General features: G+C 53.1%; 20 protein-coding genes. 4 read left to right on the plus strand and 16 right to left on the minus strand.

Translation table 11 applies throughout. The features are described 5' to 3' along the window. Nucleotide 1: 1 nt before the first annotated feature. The gene (locus RKA07_RS09625; protein WP_200371388.1) at nucleotides 2-1,639 is read left to right on the plus strand and encodes a glycerol-3-phosphate dehydrogenase/oxidase; all 1,638 of its coding nucleotides are present in this window, start codon (nucleotides 2-4) and stop codon (nucleotides 1,637-1,639) included. Then, nucleotides 1,629-3,188 carry an FGGY-family carbohydrate kinase gene (locus RKA07_RS09630; RefSeq protein WP_200371386.1) on the plus strand — a complete coding sequence of 520 codons (1,560 nt, stop codon included), beginning with the start codon at nucleotides 1,629-1,631 and terminating at the stop codon, nucleotides 3,186-3,188. The genes RKA07_RS09625 and RKA07_RS09630 overlap by 11 nt, the downstream gene beginning before the upstream one ends. Before the next feature lie 56 nt (nucleotides 3,189-3,244). On the opposite strand, the gene RKA07_RS09635 is transcribed toward RKA07_RS09630, so the two are convergent. Beyond that, on the minus strand, nucleotides 3,245-4,804 hold the full coding sequence (locus RKA07_RS09635) for a DUF4139 domain-containing protein (RefSeq protein ID WP_200204678.1): 1,560 nt from the start codon (nucleotides 4,802-4,804) through the stop codon (nucleotides 3,245-3,247). Between the two features lie 300 nt (nucleotides 4,805-5,104). Between RKA07_RS09635 and RKA07_RS09640 the strand changes: the two genes are divergently transcribed. Continuing rightward, nucleotides 5,105-5,746 carry a c-type cytochrome gene (locus tag RKA07_RS09640; protein ID WP_200371384.1) on the plus strand — a complete coding sequence of 214 codons (642 nt, stop codon included), beginning with the start codon at nucleotides 5,105-5,107 and terminating at the stop codon, nucleotides 5,744-5,746. A 15-nt stretch (nucleotides 5,747-5,761) separates the two neighbouring features. After that, complete coding sequence (locus RKA07_RS09645) at nucleotides 5,762-6,775, plus strand: c-type cytochrome (RefSeq protein ID WP_200371382.1); 1,014 nt, start codon at nucleotides 5,762-5,764, stop codon at nucleotides 6,773-6,775. A 43-nt stretch (nucleotides 6,776-6,818) separates the two neighbouring features. Here RKA07_RS09645 and RKA07_RS09650 read toward each other — a convergent pair whose 3' ends face one another. The 15 genes from RKA07_RS09650 to pedF form a co-directional block, all read right to left on the minus strand. After that, on the minus strand, nucleotides 6,819-7,631 hold the full coding sequence (locus RKA07_RS09650) for a thioesterase family protein (RefSeq protein WP_200371380.1): 813 nt from the start codon (nucleotides 7,629-7,631) through the stop codon (nucleotides 6,819-6,821). Next, nucleotides 7,624-8,523 (minus strand): DMT family transporter, encoded by a 900-nt coding sequence (locus RKA07_RS09655; RefSeq protein ID WP_200371378.1) that lies wholly within the window; start codon nucleotides 8,521-8,523, stop codon nucleotides 7,624-7,626. Before RKA07_RS09655 ends, RKA07_RS09650 begins: the two co-directional genes overlap by 8 nt. Before the next feature lie 75 nt (nucleotides 8,524-8,598). Beyond that, on the minus strand, nucleotides 8,599-9,228 hold the full coding sequence (locus tag RKA07_RS09660) for a hypothetical protein (protein WP_200371376.1): 630 nt from the start codon (nucleotides 9,226-9,228) through the stop codon (nucleotides 8,599-8,601). A gap of 333 nt (nucleotides 9,229-9,561) precedes the next feature. Further along, nucleotides 9,562-11,319 carry a PAS domain-containing hybrid sensor histidine kinase/response regulator gene (locus tag RKA07_RS09665; protein WP_310966205.1) on the minus strand — a complete coding sequence of 586 codons (1,758 nt, stop codon included), beginning with the start codon at nucleotides 11,317-11,319 and terminating at the stop codon, nucleotides 9,562-9,564. Continuing rightward, nucleotides 11,303-12,466, minus strand: a complete 1,164-nt coding sequence (gene ercA / locus RKA07_RS09670) for an alcohol dehydrogenase-like regulatory protein ErcA (protein ID WP_310966206.1) — start codon at nucleotides 12,464-12,466, stop codon at nucleotides 11,303-11,305. The genes RKA07_RS09665 and ercA overlap by 17 nt, the downstream gene beginning before the upstream one ends. Before the next feature lie 58 nt (nucleotides 12,467-12,524). Beyond that, nucleotides 12,525-14,399, minus strand: coding sequence for an alpha/beta hydrolase family protein (locus RKA07_RS09675; protein ID WP_310966207.1), 1,875 nt, complete (start codon nucleotides 14,397-14,399; stop codon nucleotides 12,525-12,527). A gap of 6 nt (nucleotides 14,400-14,405) precedes the next feature. Further along, nucleotides 14,406-15,560, minus strand: a complete 1,155-nt coding sequence (gene pqqE / locus RKA07_RS09680; RefSeq protein ID WP_310966233.1) for a pyrroloquinoline quinone biosynthesis protein PqqE — start codon at nucleotides 15,558-15,560, stop codon at nucleotides 14,406-14,408. Further along, nucleotides 15,560-15,835: a pyrroloquinoline quinone biosynthesis peptide chaperone PqqD gene (gene pqqD / locus RKA07_RS09685; RefSeq protein ID WP_310966208.1), complete on the minus strand. Its 276-nt coding sequence runs from the start codon at nucleotides 15,833-15,835 to the stop codon at nucleotides 15,560-15,562. Before pqqD ends, pqqE begins: the two co-directional genes overlap by 1 nt. Beyond that, nucleotides 15,835-16,566: a pyrroloquinoline-quinone synthase PqqC gene (gene pqqC, locus RKA07_RS09690; RefSeq protein WP_435404616.1), complete on the minus strand. Its 732-nt coding sequence runs from the start codon at nucleotides 16,564-16,566 to the stop codon at nucleotides 15,835-15,837. Before pqqC ends, pqqD begins: the two co-directional genes overlap by 1 nt. Continuing rightward, nucleotides 16,563-17,492: a pyrroloquinoline quinone biosynthesis protein PqqB gene (gene pqqB, locus RKA07_RS09695; protein WP_310966210.1), complete on the minus strand. Its 930-nt coding sequence runs from the start codon at nucleotides 17,490-17,492 to the stop codon at nucleotides 16,563-16,565. The genes pqqC and pqqB overlap by 4 nt, the downstream gene beginning before the upstream one ends. 56 nt (nucleotides 17,493-17,548) lie before the next feature. Continuing rightward, nucleotides 17,549-17,620: a pyrroloquinoline quinone precursor peptide PqqA gene (gene pqqA, locus RKA07_RS09700; RefSeq protein ID WP_007153157.1), complete on the minus strand. Its 72-nt coding sequence runs from the start codon at nucleotides 17,618-17,620 to the stop codon at nucleotides 17,549-17,551. 323 nt (nucleotides 17,621-17,943) lie between these two features. Then, on the minus strand, nucleotides 17,944-19,464 hold the full coding sequence (gene exaC, locus RKA07_RS09705) for an acetaldehyde dehydrogenase ExaC (protein ID WP_310966211.1): 1,521 nt from the start codon (nucleotides 19,462-19,464) through the stop codon (nucleotides 17,944-17,946). A gap of 122 nt (nucleotides 19,465-19,586) precedes the next feature. Then, entirely contained in the window at nucleotides 19,587-20,519 is a 933-nt protein-coding gene (locus RKA07_RS09710) for a quinoprotein relay system zinc metallohydrolase 1 (protein ID WP_435404617.1), read from the minus strand. Nucleotides 20,520-20,545: 26 nt separating this feature from the next. Beyond that, nucleotides 20,546-21,316 carry a quinoprotein dehydrogenase-associated SoxYZ-like carrier gene (locus RKA07_RS09715; RefSeq protein WP_310966213.1) on the minus strand — a complete coding sequence of 257 codons (771 nt, stop codon included), beginning with the start codon at nucleotides 21,314-21,316 and terminating at the stop codon, nucleotides 20,546-20,548. Between the two features lie 44 nt (nucleotides 21,317-21,360). After that, entirely contained in the window at nucleotides 21,361-21,786 is a 426-nt protein-coding gene (gene pedF / locus RKA07_RS09720) for a cytochrome c-550 PedF (protein ID WP_310966214.1), read from the minus strand. Nucleotides 21,787-21,846 lie beyond the last annotated feature (60 nt).

Genomic DNA, 21,846 nt, shown 5'->3' on the forward strand with positions numbered 1-21,846 from the left:
GATGAACCGCCGAGACGCATTGCTACGCGAACTTAAGAGTAGCCCCCAAGCCTTTGATGTGGTTGTGATTGGGGGCGGCATTACGGGTGCAGGCATAGCACGGGAGGCTGCAGGCAGCGGCCTGAAAACCTTGCTGGTTGAACAAAAAGATTTTGCATGGGGCACCTCCAGCCGATCCTCAAAAATGGTTCACGGTGGCCTGAGGTATCTTGGCAGCGGCCAATACGGTCTGACTCGCGATGCTGTAACTGAGCGCCAGCGGTTGATGACAGAAGCGCCGGGGCTCATTGATCCCCTGCGCTTTATCATGCCCCACTTTCAGCGCCAGTTTCCCGGGCCCCGGCTGTTTCAGATACTGCTTCGTGTTTATGACTGGATAGCCCATTCCAAATCCCGCCATTTGCTGACCCCGGGTGAAACCATGCAGTGGGTGCCCGGCCTGAATATGCAAAAAATGATAGGTGCCAGTGGCTTTACTGATGCTGTCACAGACGACGCCAGGCTTGTACAACGAGTAATTTCAGAAGCCCGCCAGGACGGCGCATGGTGCCTCAACTACGTTAAGGCCGTGCAAGTACTCCGCACGAATGGAAAAGTCAGTGGGCTTGAACTTAAAGCTGAAGACGATGCGAACACCTTTGCGGTTGATACACCTGTGGTTATCAACGCCACCGGTGTGTGGGCAGACCGACTGCAGCAATCCGACAACGGCGAGCAGCCGATGACGATTCGTCCCCTTCGTGGCAGCCATCTTGTCCTCCCGTGGAAAACTCTGCCCATTTCCTGCACTGTTTCCTTGCTCCACCCGGATGACAAACGCCCTGTTTTTGCCTTCCCTTGGGCCGGCACTACAGTGTTGGGCACAACTGATCTAGACCATACAGACAGCCTGGATAGAGAACCGCGCATTTCAGCTGAGGAAGTTGATTACCTTTTGCGTATTTCCAACAGCCTGTTTCCCGGTGCCGGTATTTCAAAAGACGATGTGATCTCAACCTGGGCTGGTGTAAGGCCGGTCGTTACCGCAGCGCCAAAACCTGCTATCGGGAATGCCCAGTCAAAAGCACCGTCCAAAGAAAGCCGGGAGCATGAGTTCCGTGAGGACAAAGGCCTTATAAGTATCGCGGGCGGCAAACTCACCACCTTCCGCTTGATCGCAAGAGAAGCTCTCACAAGAGGCCTCGGCGGTAACGAGAAACTGCGCCCCGAGAAAGATGCGGTATTCAGACCAACGCCAGTGGCTCACAAGCCCGGGGGCATCACCCATCAGAATTGGCAACGCCTCACCGGTTTTTATGGTGCAGATCTGGCCTCCGTACTTAAAGCCGGCCCCGCTGTCCCTGTAAGTAATAGTAGTGGCCTAGCCTCAATCCCGGGCGAACTGTTGTGGGCCGAGGTTACATGGGCCTGCTTGCAGGAAGATGTCAAACACCTGGACGATCTTATGCTGCGCCGCACCCGGCTTGGGCTGATAGTCCCCGAAGGCGGCAAAGCGCTGTTACCAGCACTGAAACAACATTGCCAAAGCGCTCTTAACTGGGATGACGAACATTGGCATGCCGAAGAAGCCAGGTATCTGGCACTCTGGAGTGAGGCCTACTCCCTCCCGGGACGGCCGGAGCCAAAGCATGCAGCCTGACCCACTGATTTTAGCCATTGATAACGGCACTCAAAGCATTCGCGCCCTGCTCTTCGATACCAAAGGCAACCTGATTGCCAAGGGTCGACAAGAGATTGAGCCATACTTCTCAGTTCAGCCGGGCTGGGCGGAACAGCATCCAGAGTACTTTTGGGAAAGTCTTGGCAAAGCCTGTGTTGAACTTTGGGCATCTACAAATGTAACACCCGACCAAGTGGCAGGAATCGCGGTAACCACCCAGCGCGGCACCGTGATTAACCTCGACGAGCATGGCAAACCGCTACGGCCAGCAATTATCTGGCTGGATCAGCGCCATGCTCGGGTTGACGGCCCGGTAAAAGGTCCTTGGGGGTGGATATTCAAACTGGCGCGGCTTGAAGACACGGTTAAACGGTTCCGAGAGAATACACAAGCGAACTGGATTTCCCAGAACCAACCGGAAATCTGGAAAAAGACCCGACACTTCCTTCTGTTATCCGGATACCTGAATTACCGTTTAACAGGCGAATTTAAAGATTCTACCGGCAGCCAGGTGGGTTACCTGCCCTTTGATTACAAAAGGCACCGATGGGCCGCCAAAAGGGATTTCAAGTGGGATGTAATGCCCGTCAAAAGGTCCATGCTGCCAGATTTGGTCAGCCCCGGCACCACTCTCGGCCACCTCACGGCAGAAGCGGCCATCCATCTTGGGCTTTCGGAAGGTTTGCCGGTAATTGCGGCTGCGTCTGACAAGGCCTGTGAAATCCTTGGTTCCGGAGGCCTCACACCTGATGTTGGCTGCATGAGCTATGGAACAACCGCCACCATCAATGCCACCAACAAGCGGTATGTGGAACCGGTTAAATTGATGCCGCCCTATCCTTCCGCAAGACCCGGGCACTATTCCACCGAGGTAATGATATATCGGGGATTCTGGATGGTTAGCTGGTTCAAGCGGGAATTCGGTTTGAGGGAACGGGAGATTGCCGAAAAGCGAGGCATAGAGCCTGAAGAACTGTTTGATGAGCTGGTTAAGTCCGTGCCTGCCGGCTCCATGGGCCTGATGTTGCAGCCCTACTGGTCACCTGGCGTGCGCCAACCGGGGCCGGAAGCAAAAGGGTCTATTATCGGGTTTGGTGATGTTCACACCCGCTCGCACATCTACAGAGCGATCCTGGAAGGCCTGGCTTACGCACTCCGGGAAGGCAAAGAGAAAATTGAAAAGCGCAGCGGTATCAAAATCACCAAGCTTCGAGTGGCCGGCGGTGGCTCCCAGAGCGATGCAGCCATGCAACTCACGGCAGACGTTTTCGGCTTACCCGCAGAGCGCCCCCACACCTATGAAACCTCGGGGTTGGGAGCGGCCATAGATGCCGCAGTTGGCCTTGGCCTGCACCCGGATTTTGAAACAGCGGTCGCCGCAATGACAAGAGTTGGGGACGTGTTTCATCCCAACCCCGAAGCACGCAACCTTTACGAAAAGCTATACTCCGAGGTTTACCTGCGCATGTATCCGCAACTGCAACCGCTGTACCAGAAGATCCGGGATATCACTGGCTACCCGAAGTAAATTAGATTCACATTAACTCCAAGGGCATGCCTGCAGGTGCCCTTGGAATTCAGGGATCAAAGCCGTGGCAGCTCGGTTCCCTCAGGAACCCGAATCTCGAACCCGGACTTCAGGTTGACGGTTCCACCTGCGGGTACCTCTCGATCCCACGCCAAAACGCCTTTTTTATCATCAACATTCCGCTGAACAGGCTCGCTTATCTCAAGGGGCTTAACGGTGAGGATGTCTTTCTGGGATACAGGAATCCGATCAAATACCCGGACATTTACCGCTTTGGAGTGATGGTTGGTGATCTCAAAACGATTTTGCCGGCGCTGAACATTTTCACTCTTCCACACGCCTTCCTCGCCTGTGCGCTCAAGCTCATTCACTACCGCTACCCGGATGCCTTCATCCACGCCGAACCCCAAGGTTAGCTCCTCGCCATCCGTCAGTTCCGGCAGATAGCTTTCTCCCACGCTCTGGCCATCCCTGTAAAGAGTAACTCGCCCTGCGGGAATCGGAGCCTCTGATTTGAATATGCCCGTAGCATGCAGGTAGCCGGTCGTGTTCATTACCGGTGCGACCCATGTGGCAACCTCAGCAGGAATGCGGTGCTCCGCTACCGTCAAACGCTGCCCGGAATTGCCACTTGGAATGTCCACCGGCTGGGACAGCCGATAACTTTGAGTGAAGGTGCTCTGGCGTTCCACAACAGCCGGGCTAGCCATTACCATTTCAGCCTGCATATCTGCTGAGCGCGCTAAAGACTTGGTGTTGTATACCTCAGGCGGCTCTGGGCTGACGACCCAGGAATATAGTGGTGGCATCGCGGTTCCCCGGCGGACATTGGCAGTTGCAAGGTGCAGCTCTACACCCTCCCAATTGGTGCCTGTTGATTGCTGCACCACTGCAAGATGTTCCAGGGCCATTTCGCCACCAGCCTTACCTTCCAGCTCGGATTTGAGGCGTGCAGTGAATTCGCTGCGCCAGCTGGCCTCCAATGTTTGAAACTTGAGCTTTACCTGAAGCTCACCAGTCACCGGTGCCTGGTAATGCACACGCACTTTCTTGGTGGCCTTGGCACCTTGCTTGATTTGAGCAAGATCCCGCATCAAACGGTCCCTCAAGGCTACGTCGCCAGTCATTTCCGATCGAATAGCCCTGATCTCCGACAATGCTCCCTGGGTTGTATCCTTCAACGCAGCGGCCATCTCGTTCAATTCGGAAGCCTTCAACTCATGGGGCAGTTCTGCGGCTTTGCTGGCAAGGGTTACCTGTTGGTTCCAGGCTTTTATCAAATCCTCTTGCGCCTGAATCCGTGCATTAACAATATCCAGCTCATCCCGGAGCCTGCGGGTCTCACCGGCCACAAACTCTGCCTGCTCCACACGGCTAATCTGTACCTGCTGTATCCGGGCTCCGGTAATTCCCTCAAGCACTACCTGAAGGCTCTGATCCTGCAGGCTAACCGGCAAGCCATCGATTTCGATAATGCCTACACCTGAACTTACCTGCTCGCTCTCCAGCCAGGTGAGCTCGGCGTGGGATGGATACAGAGTTGCGGCGGTGATGTCTGCCTGAGCACTTAACGGCGCTAACGCAATGGCGATTGCAAGTAGGCTGTGCTTTCTCATTCAAGGTTACCTTTCGGGTTGCAGCAGGTTAATGCGGAAATGACACTACCGGTTAAAGTACATGATACACACGCCTTTGGCATCGAAGGCGGCCCTACCTTACTCAAAATACATATTCCGGAAAGGTAATACTGGCGGCAACAATACATTTGTTCGTAGGGCTCGACTCCCACTCCTGTCAGCATACAAGTCATTTTATTTTGACAATTATCAAGATAATTTCTTTCATCACAGGCATCTTGGCTAAATTCATAGAAATACACCATCCTCAGATAGTGTTTACCAATAGGCTAATTGACCATGAAAAAAATTCCGATACTGCTGACAGCATTTGGGTTGTCTAGCTGCTCGGCCTGGGTGTTTGCGGAAGCAGACGCCGAGCGAGGCGCAGCATCTGCGGCCATGTGCATGGCCTGCCACCAGGCCGATGGCGGCGGCATGAACATCGCAGGCGGTGAATCCTGGCCACGCTTGGCCGGGTTGAGCGCAACTTACATTTCCAAGCAGTTGCATGACTACAAATCCGGCGCCCGAAGCAATGCCAGCATGATACCGTTCGCCAGTATGCTGGATGAGCAGCAGATCGAAGATGTGGCCGCGTACTATGCCAGCCTCCCGGCAACTCAAGGTAAAGGCAGTGAAGGTGCAGATGAAGCAACCCTCAACCGCGGCCAGCAGCTTGCAGAACGTGGTGATTGGTCTGCTTACATTGTCTCGTGCAAAAGCTGTCATGGCTCGGACAGCCAGGGTGCCGGGGGTGATTTCCCCGGCATCTCCGGTCAACACGCCGGTTACATTGAAGCCCAGCTACAAGCCTGGAAAGCAGGCAACAGAAAGAATGACACCCAAGACCTGATGGGCTCCATCGCCCGCCGGATGAGCGATGATGATATTCACGCAGTAGCCGTTTGGCTCGCAAGCCAAAGCCCTGCGGGCAACTAAGAGGATTCCGACATCATGATTCGCACATTGAGTTACGCCGCCCTGTCTGGAACCCTGTTGCTTTCGGTAAATGCATCTGCAAAAGACACAACTACCCAACAGTATATCGACACACTGACAGAACTCGGTTACCCGGCCCCGAAGGGCAACGAGCTGGTGCACATTCCGCCCACGATGGAAGATCTCGAAAGCGCCAAACTGCATCCGGAGTTAAAGCGTGTTATCCGGCGCGGCTACGACCTGTTCACCAACACCCAACAGCTGCGTGGCGAGAACGTATTCAACAACATGAACTGCTCCAGTTGCCATTTGGGTGAAGGCCGCATGCCCTTCAGCGCCCCTGTGTGGCCTGCAGCCGTAACGCTACCGAACTTCCGTGGTAAAAATGATCATGTAAATAACCTGGAAGAGCGAATTGCGGGCTGCTTCACCTACTCCATGAACGGCAAGCCGCCAGAGTATGGCAGCGACAATATGCTTGCCATATCCGCTTACCACCAGTGGTTGGCCAAGGGCGTCGCCATGTACCCGGAACAGCCCATCTATGGCCGCGGGTTCCCCGCACCAGATCGCCCTGAAGAACTAAGCTATGCTCGCGGTGAAGCGGCCTTTGAAGAAAAGTGCTCCGTTTGCCATGGCAACTATGGTGAAGGGCTACGCGTGGGGAGTGAGACTGTTTTTCCGGCAACCTGGGGTGATATGTCTAACAACTGGGGAGCCGGAATTGTGCGGATATTCACTGCGGCCGGGTTCATCAAGAACAACATGCCTTTAGGGCAGCCTAATAGCCTTAGCGATCAGGAATCCTGGGATATAGCTTACTACATGAGCAATCAGGAGCGCCCACAGGACCCCCGTTACACGGGAGATGTGGCAGAAACCCTGAAAAATACCGAGGCACGTTTCCATAAACATTCAATGTACGGGCAGACCAGGGAAACTGACGGTCACGTGCTCGGGGATCACAGAAACACAGGTGAGAAACCCTTCCTGAAACCCGATTCAATTCGCTCAAGAACGTTTGAGTAATAGAAATTGAAAGAGGCTGGCCCTATATGCCAGCCTCTTTAAGCTAGCCCTCAGCTCCAGGCATTCTCATGGGGATGATGGCCTGCATGACTTTGCCCACAGGGCCGTGGCGGTCGAACAGAGTGGTTTCAACAAGGCCAACAGCTGTATCTTGCATTCGGCTGCGAGCATCCAACCCCAACCACTCCCCCACTGGCATTCGATGAAGATAGAGTGTTGCATCAGCATTGATGCAACCAACATCACCACCCAAGCCCAACTGACCTACACCGTTACCAAAATCACAAAGCGTAGCAGCCATAACGCCAGGGCTTGTTTCGATGCCTTCCACAACAGGCACCGGCAGCTTCATCCATGCAATGCCTTGACCTTGAGCCTTAACACCATCGATGAGAACAGCTTTGGCGGTGCTATGGAGCCCCACCGGACTGTATTGATTTGTCCAACCTGCTGCCTCCGATATGTTTGCCTCAACCGGTCCTGCAGGAGGTTCGTATTCTGATGGCGAAAAGCGACCGTATTCCGGAACGGCGACCTGAGAGTGCTCCAGAAAAAGGGCACTTGCGCGAGCAACCTTGGTGTCGCCAGCAAGTAATGATGCCTCAAGTATTTGAAGCCGCGAGCCGCCACGAACCAACCGGGTGGTCACCGTTAGAGGTGCATCCGGTGCAGGCCTTAGCAGATCCACAGTAAGCCTCGTTAAATTCAAGCTCGCGTTATCCGACGCATGCTCCATGGCATGTGCCATCAATCCCACCACTGGCCCGCCATGCAGGTGGTGTCGGCTCCAGGGGCCCCGACTCGAAGGCGTTGGAACGAAAAAGTCTCCTTCACGCCGAAATAGCGCTTCAATCATGATTGGTCCTTGTTGTTAAAATAGGCTGCTGAAAATTAGCGTCTCTTTGCGACAACACTGCCTGAATAACGCCCGAGACGATAATTAACGCGCAGCCAGACATCTGCAGCGTGTTCAGGCTTTGGCCAAACAGAAACCACCCGAGCGCCACCACGGTTATGGGCTCCAGGTATGCCAAGGTTCCATAAGTAGCCGTTGGGAGTGCTTTCAAGGCTACAACGGCTAACATAATAGCCAGAAATCCTGGGACAACACCCGCTGTAACAAGCCACCCCCACTGCATGCCAACAATGCTATCACCCTGTTGCAGCATAAAAGGCAGCATACACAAAGCACCTACCAGCATCTGATAGCCACTGCGTGTCAGCACATGCACCTGCTCAGGAATCAACCGGTTGGTCACGATAAAGGCTGCATAACAAAGCATGGCGCACAGAGCGTAAAAGAGACCCACTGCTTCCTCCATTCGCCCCGAGAGATTGAAGTTAAACTCCATCATCATCGCGAAGCCAAACAACGCCACCCCGATCAATGCTGTGCTGGAACCTGTTAGCCGTTCGCCCATAAAGAAGTGCGCAGTAATAGACGCGGTTACAGGTGCCAGGTACAGCAACATTACAGCGTTCGCCATAGTCGTATAGCTCATCGCTACAATATAAAAAACCACAAACCCCGCAAGGAACCCGCCTGTTACCAAAACCTTCAGGCCTGGCCATGCAAGCATCTTATCTTTCTGGCCAGTAAACAGAAGAAAGCCAGCCATCAAAACGGCGCCAATGAACAGGCGATAGAAGGTTACCGTTTCAGCGCTGACATCGGCGTAGATGGAAATCGCCCCGATGGTGCCCATAAAAACGGCAGCCAGAATGGCTGCCAATATGTGTGGGTTCATTTGCTCAGGATTCCGTATGCAGAATTTCAAGCTTTTGAATAAAGGTAATTGTTGCAGGCTAACAGGTAGGCAGCTTCAATTGCTTAGAGAGGCAATACTGCTTGATTTCGATCGGTAATCCAAGGGCTTAGTCGGCATCATCACACTTTCGATTTTACCGCGCTGTTTTTCCGGGGCTAGATAGAGCTCGGGTATAACCACCGAATTAAATATCTGCGCACACAGCGGCTTAACCCGTGCGAACCTACCTTCGACTAATTCATGGTCACTCTCAAGTGCGCCGACCGAGCACTGAACAGAAACTGCCCTGTCCTTAGTCGGGCTATAGATATCACCCCTTGCCCTGTTGCGCACTTCTTCCAGAAAGTTCTCGGCGAGAATCCGTCTAGTCTCCTCACCCTGGGCCATATCCATTAGCTGGTTTTCGAGTTTGGCCCTGAATGCTTTAAACACTTCCTCGCCTAAAAACTCGACCAGTTTCGGCTCCAGATTTGCGTGGATGTCACCAAATGTTCTCTGAAACTCAAGTTTGGCCAGCAAAGCCTCGCGTGCAAGGTCGGGATAGTCATCTGCAATTCGTTGCAATGTGAGATTTTGTCCGAGCACAAACCCATACGCCTCGCCAAGGCCCGAGGCATTCCTTGGGCTTGGCTCAATAGCCTTGATTGGGGACACACAAATCATCAGCCCAATCAGCAGGAACAAACCTCTCAAAGGAAAACCCTCTACAAATGCACGGAAACTCACACATTGGAGAATTGTGTGCAGCAACGCCGCTGACTTTCCCTAAAGCGCCAAACCAACAAACTGATAAGCTCTAACGGGATCCCTAAAACCTTTAGTGGTGGAGCGCTCCAGCCCCGTTATTAATGTAGCTTTAATTGACGCCCTCAACCATCGGACCTCCGCGAAATCACGATGAATGGCCTATGTTGCCAACCAACCGCACAAAGACCGGGTGACAGTGTCAACCAGACAAGCGTTCGGGTTTCCGGAAATCAATCCAAGGGGGGCAGACTGCCACCTGCCTAATAAGACTCAAACCGATGCTATTAAGCTCGTGAGCAATGCTCGTAATCGATTAGGCTTCACAGGCTTATTCAGAATAGGCAGGTTTTGGGATCGCATTTGCTGGCGTGTTTCAACGCTGTGATCGGCTGTTATCAAAGCTGCAGGAATGTCTTGCCCTAGCATCTTGCGGATGGCATGGATTGCCTCTGAACCTACCTGGTCATAGTCCAGATGATAATCAGCCAGAATAGCGACGGGGTGTTCATCTGTCTGCTCAAGATAAGCAATTGCGGCCTCACCGCCAGGTGCAGTGATAACGGAACAACCCCAGCGCTCCAGCAGAAGCTTCATGCTTTCCAGCACCGAAAGGTCGTTATCGATTACCAGAATTTTTGCTCCCGCAAACCCTTTGGCAAAAATTTGCGCGGTATTGATACTCGGTTTCGACAATTGCGGCTCGTACATCTTTTCCATCGGAAGCGTCAACGCAAATCGAGAACCTCGCCCTGGGCGGGAAACAACATCCATTTTGCATTCGAGTACTCGAACCATTCGATCCACTATGGCCAGCCCAAGCCCTGCTCCCTGTCGGCCACCGGTGCCCTGTGGCAAAAGCTGATGAAATTCAGTAAAAATTTCTTCCAGCTTACTTTCTTCAATGCCCACTCCGGTATCCCACACCTCAATCCGAAGGGCGTTAGGCCTTGATCTCAGCGCAAGCAAAATCCGACCTTTCGGAGTATATCGAAAGGCGTTGCTGAGCAGATTTCTTAATACTCTGGTCAGCATTCTCTGATCAGTTTTAACCATGGCTGGTATTTTACGAATGCGAAAATCTAACCCGGCATTGGATGCAATCGCTTCGAATTCCTCCCCTAATCCTTCAACCAGAGCCGCAACATCGGTCACAACCCAATCTGGCACCATGGCTTGCTGATCAAGCTTCGATATATCCAGCAGGTCTGCCAGCAAATCCTCTGCGCCTTCGAGGGCCCGGTGTACCTGCTGGACCATTCGGCTTTCTTCAGATGGCAACTGGCTTTCCTGTAGCGCTGAGATCATAAGGCGGGCAGCATTCAGCGGTTGCAGTAAATCATGGCTTGCTGCAGCCAGATACTTGTCTTTGCTGCGGTTCGCATCCTGGGCAGCCTTTACCGCAACCACCAATCCGCGCTCTGCTTTCTCTCGCTCTTCAATTTGATAGTGCAAGCCCGCGTTGGCCTGTTGCAGGGCTGCTGTGCGCTCATCCACTCTGCGCTCAAGGTCTGCATTCAACTGCACCAGTTTTTCGCGGGACTGTACTCGCTCACTGATATCGGCAACAAAGGCTTCAACCACTTCCGGCCCCAAGTCAGGCCGCCGAAGTAAGGTAATTGCCACATGCACCGGGGTTGAATCTGCTCGCCGTAACCGGGTTTCCCGCGCACTCAGGCTGCCGTGGTCGAGCAACTCCTGCCGGAGGGTGTCGAACTCACTGGCGCTGCAGAAAAGCTGTTCCCTGAGGCGTATTACTCGCTGCTGCAGATCCTCCGGGTTTTCGTAACCACAAATCTTTGCCATCGCCGGATTACAGGCCAGGAAGCCTGCCCGCAAGTTGCCTTGAAACACACCGTGCAAGGCGTTTTCAAATAACCACTTATACCGGTTTCGCTCCTGTTCAAGTTCTTCAATGCGATCCTGAAGCGCGGGGTAATAGTTCTTTCTGACGGATTGGCTGCCAAACCCCAGCAACTCCCCAATACCGTATCCGCCAGCTTGCGGTTGCTCGTCAGAGGGCTTCTTCATAAACAACCTGAACATCTCTCAACGATGACTTGCGGGGGTTGGTTAGTATGCAAGGGTCCTGTAGAGCAAATCCGGAAAGCTGTGGTATGTCAGATACGCTGACACCGAAATCAGCCAGGCTTTCATGCAGGCCAACTTTGCGTTTGAGCTGGATAATGCGATTCATCAGCTGTTTCTGGATTTCCGGTTTGCCCATTCCTCGGGTATCAATATCCATGGCCTCGGCGACACGTTTGAATCTGTCTTCCGCAGATCGATAGTTGTAGGCCACCACGTGTTCAAGCAGCAACGCATTGCAAAGGCCGTGGGGCAAATCGAGAAAGCCGCCCAGGCTGTGAGACATCGCATGAACGGCGCCGAGTATCGCGTTGGAAAAAGCTAACCCTGCCTGCATGGATGCCAGCATAATCTGCTCCCGGAGGAACGGATCTGCTGTGTTCTCAACCAAGGGCTCAAGGTTGCGGTTAATCAACCGGATAGCTTCCAGTGCATGGGAGTCTGTAAGAGGGCCGCTACCCGTTGAGACAAATGCTTCAATCGCATGAACCAGTGCATCCACACCTGTACAGGCTGTCAGGTAGCCGTTCATGGTCTCAGTGACTTCCGGGTCAATCAATGACACGTCCGGCACCACGGCTTTGCTGATTATCGAAAATTTGAAGCGGCGGTCAGGGTCAGAAATGATGGCAAACTGAGATACATCAGCAGATGTGCCGGCAGTCGTCGGAATAAGGATTAGCGGCGGAGGCGGGTTAGAAATGGTGTCTACGCCCTCAAAATCGAGAATATGCCCACCGTTGCTGGCAATAATCCCGATTCCCTTGGCGCAATCCATAGGACTGCCGCCGCCGATGGCAACGATGACATCACAGTCTGAAGATTTATAAAGCTCGGCACCGGCCATCACCTCGTCTACTCGAGGGTTGGCAGACACTCCGGTAAACACCGTTGTTCGCAAGCCGGCATCGGTTAGTAAAGTGACGATTTCACCCACCCAGCCTGCACCAGCAACACCGGGATCTGAAACAAGAAATACGTGTTTTGCCCCAAGATTGCTCGCAAAGTTCGCAACAGACTTGCGTGCCCCTGCGCCGAACACAATTTCAGGCGAAACGAATTTTCTCAGAACAGATATGTCGTGACTCATAGGGTTCGCTCAACATTATGTTTTTTCTTATTGAAGTGAACGAGAGTCTAACTCAAGTTTACCAAGGGTTCACCGGATCCTGGCTATGCTTGAGGTAAAACGTATGCAGAGCCTCAAGCATTCTTACCTGGCTCTTTTCCTGAATAAATCCGTGGTCTTCTGTCTCAAACCAGTGCAACTCTGGTGGCTGCCCATTTCGTCTCATGGCTTCAACCATGTCTCTGGTCTGCTCGGGGACAACCACTTTGTCCAAGCCTCCCTGAAAAAAGATAACCGGTGTGTTTATTGCTGTCGCCCGTAATCTTGGCGTTCGGTCTTTCCAGCGCTGCCCATGCCGGTCAGGATCGCCCAATAACCAATCCAGGTAGCCCGACTCGAATCGATGGGTCGCTTGCCGAAGCTGTAGCGGGTCGGTAACGCCATAAAGGCTAGCCCCTGCGGCGTAATGGTCGCTTTCTGAAAGGGCCATGAGCGCCGTATAGCCTCCTGAACTGCGCCCCTGGATAAACACTTTGTCTTTGTCGGCCATGCCAGCGGCAACGAGACTGTCAGCCGCGCGGGACATATCATCGACATCGGCTTCTCCCCAGCAACCCGCCAACGAAAGCCTGAAATGTCGACCGAACCCCGTGCTACCCCGATAATTCACTTCCGCAACTGCAAAGCCGCGATGGCACCAAAACTGAATCTGCGGGTTAAAAACCGGGTAAGCCGCCGATGTTGGGCCCCCATGGGCTATCAGAATAAGAGGCGGCGCTTTGGCTGTATCACTTACTGGAGAGTAATAGAAACCCTGACGACACTGAGCGTTCCCATCAAGACCTGAAACCCCGAAATTGCGTGGCAGGGAAATCTCATAGCCAGGAAGCGCCTTCTCGCCTCCGGCCAGAACCGAAACACACCCGGTAACCGGATCTATTCTCAGTACTGCATCAAGATGCGAGGCAGATTTTGCAATGGCATACAAATAACCTTGTGCGGTGCACAATGAGCGGAAATCGCTGTAGGCCTCCGCTACCCTGATACACCCATGGTTACTACCTGAGAGCCAGAGCTCGCCTGTACCATTTCGATAGCACACACGAGCCCAGTGTGCGCCCGGCAGTACGCAGTGGTGAGACTCACCCAACTGCCATGGCGCGTTTGCATGATCCAGTTGCGGTGTTTCGCCCGCGGATGACCAACCTCCCCCACCCTGAGAGTAATCAACCTGCCAGGGTTGCCACCAGCCCTCGTGGTCAGATATCACCCAAAGGGACTGCCCCATAAAAACAGGCTGCTGGATAGAAGCCTCATGGGGGGCATAGTGGACCTGGCAATTGTTCAGGCGCCCGTCGCTTCCGATATCCGCAGTCCACAGTCTGGTTCTTACCCAAGGCATATCAGGTAACTGCCAACTGACCCAGGCAATGTTGCGGCCATCATCCGAGAGCGCTGGCGCACTGTAAAAATCTTCGCCACAGTGCAGAATCTCAAGCTCACCGGTTAGTGTTACTGCAACCAGCGCTTGTTGGCTGGTGCTCACCCCAGAGTCAATATCTTTCCATTCCCGGACAGCAAGAACCCGGTTTCCTTTCCGATCAACGGTAAGCCCTCCATAAGCCGCCCTATCATCGGTCAGTGTGTAACACTGTCCGTCGCTGGTACGGATAAAATGGAGGGTCTGGTCTTCACTCACCACAAAAACGCCTGCAGATGACGCCGCAATGGCACCTCCACCATAGCCGTTCACCCGGCTGCGGATGCCGAGGTCTCCATTATAAAGTTGAGCCGTGGCATTGCTCTGATGGCTCATATGCCATAACCGGTTAATGCCTGTGTGAGCCTCATTCTGCAGCCAGAAGATCCCGATTTCACAAGCCACCAGATTGGTGCGGTGCGTGAGGCTTCTGCATACCTCACTGGCGGCTGGAGGGAGCACATTGTTAGCCACTTTTTGTCAGCTCTTGAAAAACAGTCTGGAGTTGTCTGAGTTGCGGTAAACCAAATCCGCTATACCAACCGTTGAATGGTCGGCGGCTTTGCGCGCTGCCAGAATACGGTCATGGTAAGAAGACTTACTGCAAACCGGGTCGGCGTTATCTGCGTTACCCGTTAGCAGGTAGGCCTGACAGCGACATCCGCCAAAATCTTTTTCCTTTTCATCGCAGGATCGGCAAGGCTCCGGCATCCATGCATCACCACGGTAGTGATTGAAACCGGGGCTGTCATACCAGACGGATTTCAGGGCTGTGTCCTTTACGTTCGGAAAATCAATCGGTAATAGCCGCGCACTGTGGCAGGGTAACGCCGTGCCATCCGGGGCCACTGTCAGAAAAAGGCTTCCCCAGCCATTCATGCAGGCCTTCGGGCGTTCCTCGTAGTAATCCGGCGTTACGAAAATCAACTTCATGGCAGAACCCGATGCTTCAAGCTCTGCACGGTAATCGTTTACTTCATGCTCGGCTTTTACCAGCTGGGCTTTGGACGGCATTAGCCCTTCACGGTTTTCAAGCGCCCAACCGTAATACTGACATGTCGCCAACTCTACAAAATCTGCATCCAGGCTCTGGCACAGCGCCATGATGTCTTTCATTTGATGAATGTTGTGGCGATGAATGACAAAGTTCAGCACCATGGGGTATCCCGCCTGCTTGATCGCAGTCGCCATTTTCAACTTCTGGTCAAAGGCTTTGCGTGAGCCCGCTATGGCGTTGTTCAGTTCCGGGTCTGATGCCTGAAAGCTCACCTGTATATGATCCAGACCTGCCTGGGCAAACGCGTTCACTTTAGCTTCTGTGAGGCCAAGGCCAGAGGTGATGAGGTTGGTGTAATAGCCCAACGATCGAGCCTCTCCAATCAACTCTTCCAGATCTGTGCGCACCAAAGGTTCACCACCAGAAAAGCCCAACTGCGCTGCGCCCATTTCACGCCCCTGCCGCAATACCTGAACCCATTCCTCAGTGGTAAGTTCCTTTTCTGTCTGTGCGAAATCAAGTGGGTTCGAGCAGTATGGGCATTGCAGGGGGCAGCGATACGTCAGTTCAGCCAGCAACCACAGGGGCGGGCCAACATTCAAATTAGAGTTGCTCGCCTGAGCAGGATTCGACGGCATCATGAGACCTCCAACCAATGCTGATTACAGGCATGCTCCAGAAACTGGCAGACATCGTTTGCCAGCGCACCAGCTTCCGGGAACGTTTGTTCCAGTGCCGCAACGATATCTGTCACGCTGCGCTTACCGTCTACCTCTCCAAGGATGGCACCGGCGCTTTCGTTCAGTTTTACCATGCCTTCAGGATAAAGAAGTACGTGGCACTGTTGCGCAGGCTCCCACTGGAACCTGAATCCGCGCCGAAGGCGAAGTACGTTATTTGTGGAAATATCCATTACAGCCCCCTGTGCCAGATTTGCTTATCAGTTACGGTATGAAATGGTGGCGTGTTATGGCTATAGGCCATGGTGAGAGCGTCGAGCATGCTCCAGAGGATATCCAGTTTGAACTGAAGAATATCCAGTGCCCTTGCCTGCTGGTCTGGCGATGTGAAGTGGTCCAGGGTAATGCACAGCCCGTGTTCAACATCACGCCGCGCCTCAGACAGGCGCTTGCGGAAGTAGCTGTAGCCACCCTCATCTATCCAGGGGTAGTGCTGCGGCCAGCTATCAAGCCGGGACTGGTGGATTTCCGGCGCAAACAGTTCGGTCAGGGAGGAGCACGCCGCCTCCTGCCAAGTCGCCCGCCTGGCAAAGTTAAGATAGGCATCTACTGAAAACCTGACTCCCGGTAACACGTGCCGCTGGTCAATCACCTCTTTCCGGCTCAGTCCTACGGCCTCCGCCAGGCACAACCAGGCTTCAATACCACCACAATCTCCGTCGTGGCCATCGTGATCGAGAATCCGCTGCATCCATTGCTGGCGAACGCCGGCATCCGGGCAGTTGGCCATAATGGCCGCATCTTTTCGCGGAATCATTATCTGGTAGTAGTATCGGTTGGCGACCCAACCCCGAATCTGTTCAGGTGTGCACTGCCCGCTATACATGGCCTTATGATAGGGGTGGTGAATATGATAAAACTGGCCTTTATCCCGCAGCGACAGTTCGAAATCTGATCTGTTCATGGCGCACCCTTCCACTCAATCTCCATACCATCCCACGCCACTTCGATGCCGTGACTTGTTAGCTCTGCACGCTCTGTGGAATCTTCATCGAGGATAGGATTGGTATTATTTATGTGGATCAGAATCTTGCGTTTGGCTGGCATGGTATCCAGGACCTCTATCATGCCACCGGGGCCACTCTGTGCCAGGTGCCCCATATCCTGACCTGTTTTAGTGCCCACTGCCTGGCGAATCATTTCATCGTCATGCCACACAGTTCCGTCAACCATCAGCAAATCAGCTTTTCGCATCCACGACAGAATGCGGGAATCCATACGCCCCAAACCCGGCGCGTACAACATGCGCTGACCGGTGCGAGTGTCCTCAATAAAAATACCGAGATTGTCACCGGGATGAGGGTTACCCCGGCGCGGGGAATAGGGTGGTGCGTTGCTTAACAAAGGAATGGCGGTCAGGTTTAATGAAGGCGCACAGGGGATGGTAAACACAGAAGATTCGTTAGCGGGCACTTCACGCCAGTTCATTCCACCGTTCCAGTGTTCCAGCATCGGGAACAACGGGAACCCGGTGCTCAAATCCCCTCTAACCTGAGCCGTGCACCATACGTCTAACGGAAGACCTTCTCTCAAGGTCAACAGCCCCGTAGTGTGATCAACCTGGCTATCAATCAGCACAATGGCGTTGATGCCGGTATCCCGGAGTGTTCGAGCCGGCTGTGAGGCATCCCAAGAGCCCAATTGCGCACGAATATCAGGTGATGCATTGAACAGAATCCATCGTTCACCGTCTTCGCTGACTGCAATGGATGACTGGGTTCTTGCAGTGGCATTAAGGGTGCCTTTGCGGAACCCGTGGCAGTTAGCGCAGTTGCAATTCCACTGCGGGAATCCCCCACCAGCGGCTGATCCAAGAACGTGAATATACATAAGCAGACGCTCCGTACGTAAAACGGCCAGAGGTAATGCTCTGGCCGTTTTATACCTCAGCGGTTGGCGAAGTACATGGTCACTTCGAAACCGATACGCAGATCTTCATAGGCAGGTTTGGTCCACATAATGCTCACCTCTTTTGTCATGATTGTTTGTGCATTAAGGGTGGATCAGCAGTATTGCCAACACCCTGAGACCAATCCTAAAGAGAGATTCAGAGCGCCTATATGGTACTTTCGAACTGTTTTGGTAAGGCCATAAGTTGTATGAAAGGTATGTCTGAAATCAGGTTTCCGGAAACGGTGGACTACTTTGGGAAATGGCGCAAAAAAAGGGCCCTATAAAGGGCCAAAAGAGCAGGACACAACAGTGAGTATCTTCAGCGAAAACATTGGAGCAACTACTGCCGCCCCTCGCAGCAGCAAGGGACGACTCATTCACTTACATGTTAAAAAAAGCCCAACGGGTTAGCGTCGTAGCTGGTCAGCATGCACTTGGTTTGCTGGTAGTGATCCAGAGCCAACTTGTGGGTTTCACGGCCAATACCGGATTTCTTGTAGCCACCAAAAGCAGCATGGGCAGGGTAAGCGTGGTAGCAGTTCATCCACACCCGACCGGCTTGAATCCTGCGGCCCATGCGGTAGGCCCGGTTAGTATCCCGTGTCCAAACGCCGGCACCCAGGCCAAACTCTGTATCGTTGGCAATCGCCAGGGCTTCTTCTTCGGTTTTGAAGGTTGTAACACCCACAACCGGGCCAAAGATTTCTTCCTGGAACACCCGCATGCTGTTATCACCCTTGAAAAGAGTGGGCTGAATATAGAATCCGTTATTGAACTCGCCTTCCATGTTTTCACGATCACCGCCTGTGAGAACAACAGCGCCTTCCTGCCTACCTATCTCAAGATAAGACATGATTTTGTCGAACTGCTCCTTACTGGCTTGCGCACCTACCTGAACGTCGGTGTCCAATGGATTGCCGCGCTTGATCGCCTTGGTGCGCTCCACAACTTTTTGCATGAACTCTTCATACATATCTTCCTGAACCAAAGCACGCGATGGACAGGTGCAGATTTCACCCTGGTTGAAGAAAGCCAGAACCAGACCTTCAACACACTTGTCGACAAACTCAGGCTCCGCATTCATTACATCCGAGAAGTAGATGTTGGGAGACTTACCGCCAAGCTCAACCGTTGAGGGAATGATGTTCTCGGCAGCACACTTCAGAATGTGGGAGCCAACCGGAGTTGATCCGGTAAAGGCTATCTTGGCAATGCGCGTGCTGGTAGCCAGAGCCTGCCCGGCCTCAATACCGTAGCCATTAACGATGTTCAGCACACCCGGTGGCAACAGATCGCCGATAATTTCCATCAGCACCAGGATGCTCGCTGGCGTTTGCTCTGCTGGCTTGAGCACGGTGCAGTTGCCTGCCGCAAGACAAGGCCCTAACTTCCAGGCTGCCATCAAAATCGGGAAGTTCCAGGGAATGATCTGGCCCACAACACCCAGAGGCTCATGAAAATGATAGGCCACGGTATTCTGGTCGATTTCGCCCATGTGTCCTTCTTGAGCCCGGATGCAGCCGGCAAAATAACGGAAGTGGTCAGCCGCCAGCGGAATATCTGCATTCAGGGTTTCGCGAACGGCTTTGCCGTTATCCCAGGTTTCTGCAACTGCCAGTTTTTCGAGATTGGCTTCAATGCGATCTGCAATTTTCAAAAGAATATTAGAGCGCTCTGCTGCAGAGGTTTTACCCCAAGCCGGTGCAGCCTTATGGGCTGCATCAAGCGCCAGATCAATATCTTCGGCAGTTGAGCGCGGAACTTCGCAAATCACATCGCCAGTAACCGGCGTAGTGTTCTCAAAATACTGCCCTTTAACCGGGGCAACCCACTCACCGCCAATATAATTTCCGTAGCGTGATTTAAAAGAAACAACGGAGCCTTCTTGTCCTGGTTGTGCGTAGATCATGGTTTGAACCTCTTGTTGTGTTTTTGCTGAACAGCGCTGTTTTTGCGCTTACGTATCTAATCTAAGTTCCCAGAAGGGCTAACAAAATGAGTCGTTCGGGGCGAATAACTACTCCCTTAGTACTAATGCCTGTTCAGAGCACGCTTTTCGTAATCTGCATACAGGTGGCTTACGGTACGAACCAGCTCGTATCTCGCTCCTTCCACCTCTGAAAAGCGCTCAGGAATCGCGGTATCAATCACCTCTGAAGCGCTTAAACCCCGCGCAGCAGATCCAGCCAGAACATCATCCAGCCAGGTCAAATAATCAATCATTTGGAGAAACGCCCGGTCATCTCGAATCACCGCCCCGTGACCTGGCACCACAAGGGAGAACGGCAGCTGCGCAAGCTCGCGTATTTCCGAACGCCAAACGGCTAGTCCCGGTGTTTGAGGTGTGGTTAATGCCCTGTTAAAAAACACCATATCTGAAGCAAACAGCACCCCGGAGGTTTCATCCAGCACAACCAGATCTGCTCCGGTATGCCCCTGCATCGCAATCAAACGTAGCTGCCGATTCCCCAGACTGAGCAAGCCTGGTTGCACTCTGTTCATAGGCACAGTTACCTCGGTGCCACGCATCCAGTCGCCGATCATGCGATACATGTTGTCTGAAAAAGCTTCACCGTCCTGCTCAAGCAGGCTGGCCGATTCATCAAGCATGTAAAGTGTGTTCGGCTCAAAGGCCTGGCTGCCAAAGGCGTGATCCGGGTGATGATGGGTGATCAGCACTTTCACGATTGGCTCACTGGTGTGACTCTCAATCAATGCACGGAACTCTTCCCCATACCTGCGGGAAGGCCCCGTATCGATAACAACAACGCCCTCACTTGTTTCAATAAAGCCGGTATTTAGAATGTTGCCGCCATTGGCTTTCGAGAAGTTGTCTGTACTTCCGACAACTACCCAAACGCCGTCCGCAATCAGAGTCGCTTCCAGGTTATAGGACTTGGTACTCGCACCGGCGCCCGATGAATAGGCCAAGAGCCCAAACATAGCGGCAACCAGCCAGGCGATATTTCTATGATGGGATCGGAGGCGGCTCATGGCGATGCCTCCCCAATGGCACCTTCAAATTGGTAGCCGTTGTTATCCTTCATGTGGATAGACAGGTGAGGAATGCCGCCTTCGAATTCAAAAACAAACATCGGGTTTTCAGCGGCAGACTCGGCCAAGGTCATTGTCAGCAGCAGGTTATCCGAGGCCTCATTCCGAACTTCAACATCGCCTACAAAAAAGGCCGGTACATTCCCGACCATTCCGGAGTCCATGGGATGCAACAAACTGGCCTTGATGCGCGTATTCCCGCAATCAGAGAACAAGCCGGTTTTCAGGGTGCCGAACTCACTCTCCCAGTCTGAATTGCTTAATACTTCCCGGGGTGCCGTACAGCCGCCGCCAGCTGCATCCACATAGCCGCTGTCAATGTGCCAAACACCCTGTTCATCCAGCACAGCTGCTCGAACACTGCTGGCCTGCTGCACCCGAAAGTTAAGGGACACCAGCTTGAGCTGCCCGTCAGTACTATTAGCCGTGAATAGGTGGGGAACAGGATTCATATCCACCCATGTCACCACCTTCATCACCTTGTGTGGGAATTCACGCAAGTTAACGGCCAATGGAACCTGAGTACTGTCCTCAGCGAAGTCAGGAACCGACAAACCTACTCGTTCGTCCACTACTAACGTTATGTCTTGCCCGAGGTATCGCTCAATGTTGTAGACCCATAAAGGCGAACCCAACGGGTCAGACGGTAGATCGGCCCAGGAAGCGCTCGCAAACAGAGTAAAAGCACATAGCCAATATCGCCTCATACCTCACCTCCTAGTCAGGATATCGAGTACTTATGCGAAAGCTGTTACTGCCCGGATACCGATTCCACATAGGTCCGTATGGACCAAATGGCCGTTTGCCCGAGATTGTTTTTAAAGGAAGGCATACCCCGGTCGGTTCCGTTCATTACCCGCCCGATAAAGTACTCATCGTCCCATTCTGTGAGCTCACGCAAATCCGGGGTTAAACCACCGGATTGGGCCTCAATGCCGTGGCAGCCGGCGCAATTTCCGGCGTAAGCACTCATACCAACTTCAACGGCTTCTGCATTCAATTTGCTTAGCTCATTTCCGTCGCGAAACGGGTTTTCGTTCAGAGCTTCACGACCCAGATCCGGCAGGTCACCCGTATCAACTGGCTGTGGCGTCACGTTACCGTGCCCGGTGGCGGCTGCAGCCCATACCAAGGCTCCAGCGCAAAGGATCTTTTGAATCAACTTGGAGTACGACATAGCCTCATACCTCTTTTTGTTTTGTCTGCCATTGTTTTCCCAAGTAGCCATGCGGCGTAT

Source organism: Marinobacter xiaoshiensis, assembly GCF_031631795.1.
Classification (GTDB): Bacteria; Pseudomonadota; Gammaproteobacteria; order Pseudomonadales; family Oleiphilaceae; genus Marinobacter; species Marinobacter xiaoshiensis.

Bases quoted from the DNA above. Each gene is read 5' to 3' on its own strand.
- RKA07_RS09625 (WP_200371388.1), top strand. From the start codon at position 2: ATGAACCGCCGAGACGCATTGCTACGCGAACTTAAGAGTAGCCCCCAA.
- RKA07_RS09630 (WP_200371386.1), top strand. From the start codon at position 1,629: ATGCAGCCTGACCCACTGATTTTAGCCATTGATAACGGCACTCAAAGC.
- RKA07_RS09635 (WP_200204678.1), bottom strand. From the start codon at position 4,804: ATGAGAAAGCACAGCCTACTTGCAATCGCCATTGCGTTAGCGCCGTTA.
- RKA07_RS09640 (WP_200371384.1), top strand. From the start codon at position 5,105: ATGAAAAAAATTCCGATACTGCTGACAGCATTTGGGTTGTCTAGCTGC.
- RKA07_RS09645 (WP_200371382.1), top strand. From the start codon at position 5,762: ATGATTCGCACATTGAGTTACGCCGCCCTGTCTGGAACCCTGTTGCTT.
- RKA07_RS09650 (WP_200371380.1), bottom strand. From the start codon at position 7,631: ATGATTGAAGCGCTATTTCGGCGTGAAGGAGACTTTTTCGTTCCAACG.
- RKA07_RS09655 (WP_200371378.1), bottom strand. From the start codon at position 8,523: ATGAACCCACACATATTGGCAGCCATTCTGGCTGCCGTTTTTATGGGC.
- RKA07_RS09665 (WP_310966205.1), bottom strand. From the start codon at position 11,319: ATGAAGAAGCCCTCTGACGAGCAACCGCAAGCTGGCGGATACGGTATT.
- ercA (WP_310966206.1), bottom strand. From the start codon at position 12,466: ATGAGTCACGACATATCTGTTCTGAGAAAATTCGTTTCGCCTGAAATT.
- pqqE (WP_310966233.1), bottom strand. From the start codon at position 15,560: ATGCCGTCGAATCCTGCTCAGGCGAGCAACTCTAATTTGAATGTTGGC.
- pqqD (WP_310966208.1), bottom strand. From the start codon at position 15,835: ATGGATATTTCCACAAATAACGTACTTCGCCTTCGGCGCGGATTCAGG.
- pqqC (WP_435404616.1), bottom strand. From the start codon at position 16,566: ATGAACAGATCAGATTTCGAACTGTCGCTGCGGGATAAAGGCCAGTTT.
- pqqB (WP_310966210.1), bottom strand. From the start codon at position 17,492: ATGTATATTCACGTTCTTGGATCAGCCGCTGGTGGGGGATTCCCGCAG.
- exaC (WP_310966211.1), bottom strand. From the start codon at position 19,464: ATGATCTACGCACAACCAGGACAAGAAGGCTCCGTTGTTTCTTTTAAA.
- RKA07_RS09715 (WP_310966213.1), bottom strand. From the start codon at position 21,316: ATGAGGCGATATTGGCTATGTGCTTTTACTCTGTTTGCGAGCGCTTCC.
- pedF (WP_310966214.1), bottom strand. From the start codon at position 21,786: ATGTCGTACTCCAAGTTGATTCAAAAGATCCTTTGCGCTGGAGCCTTG.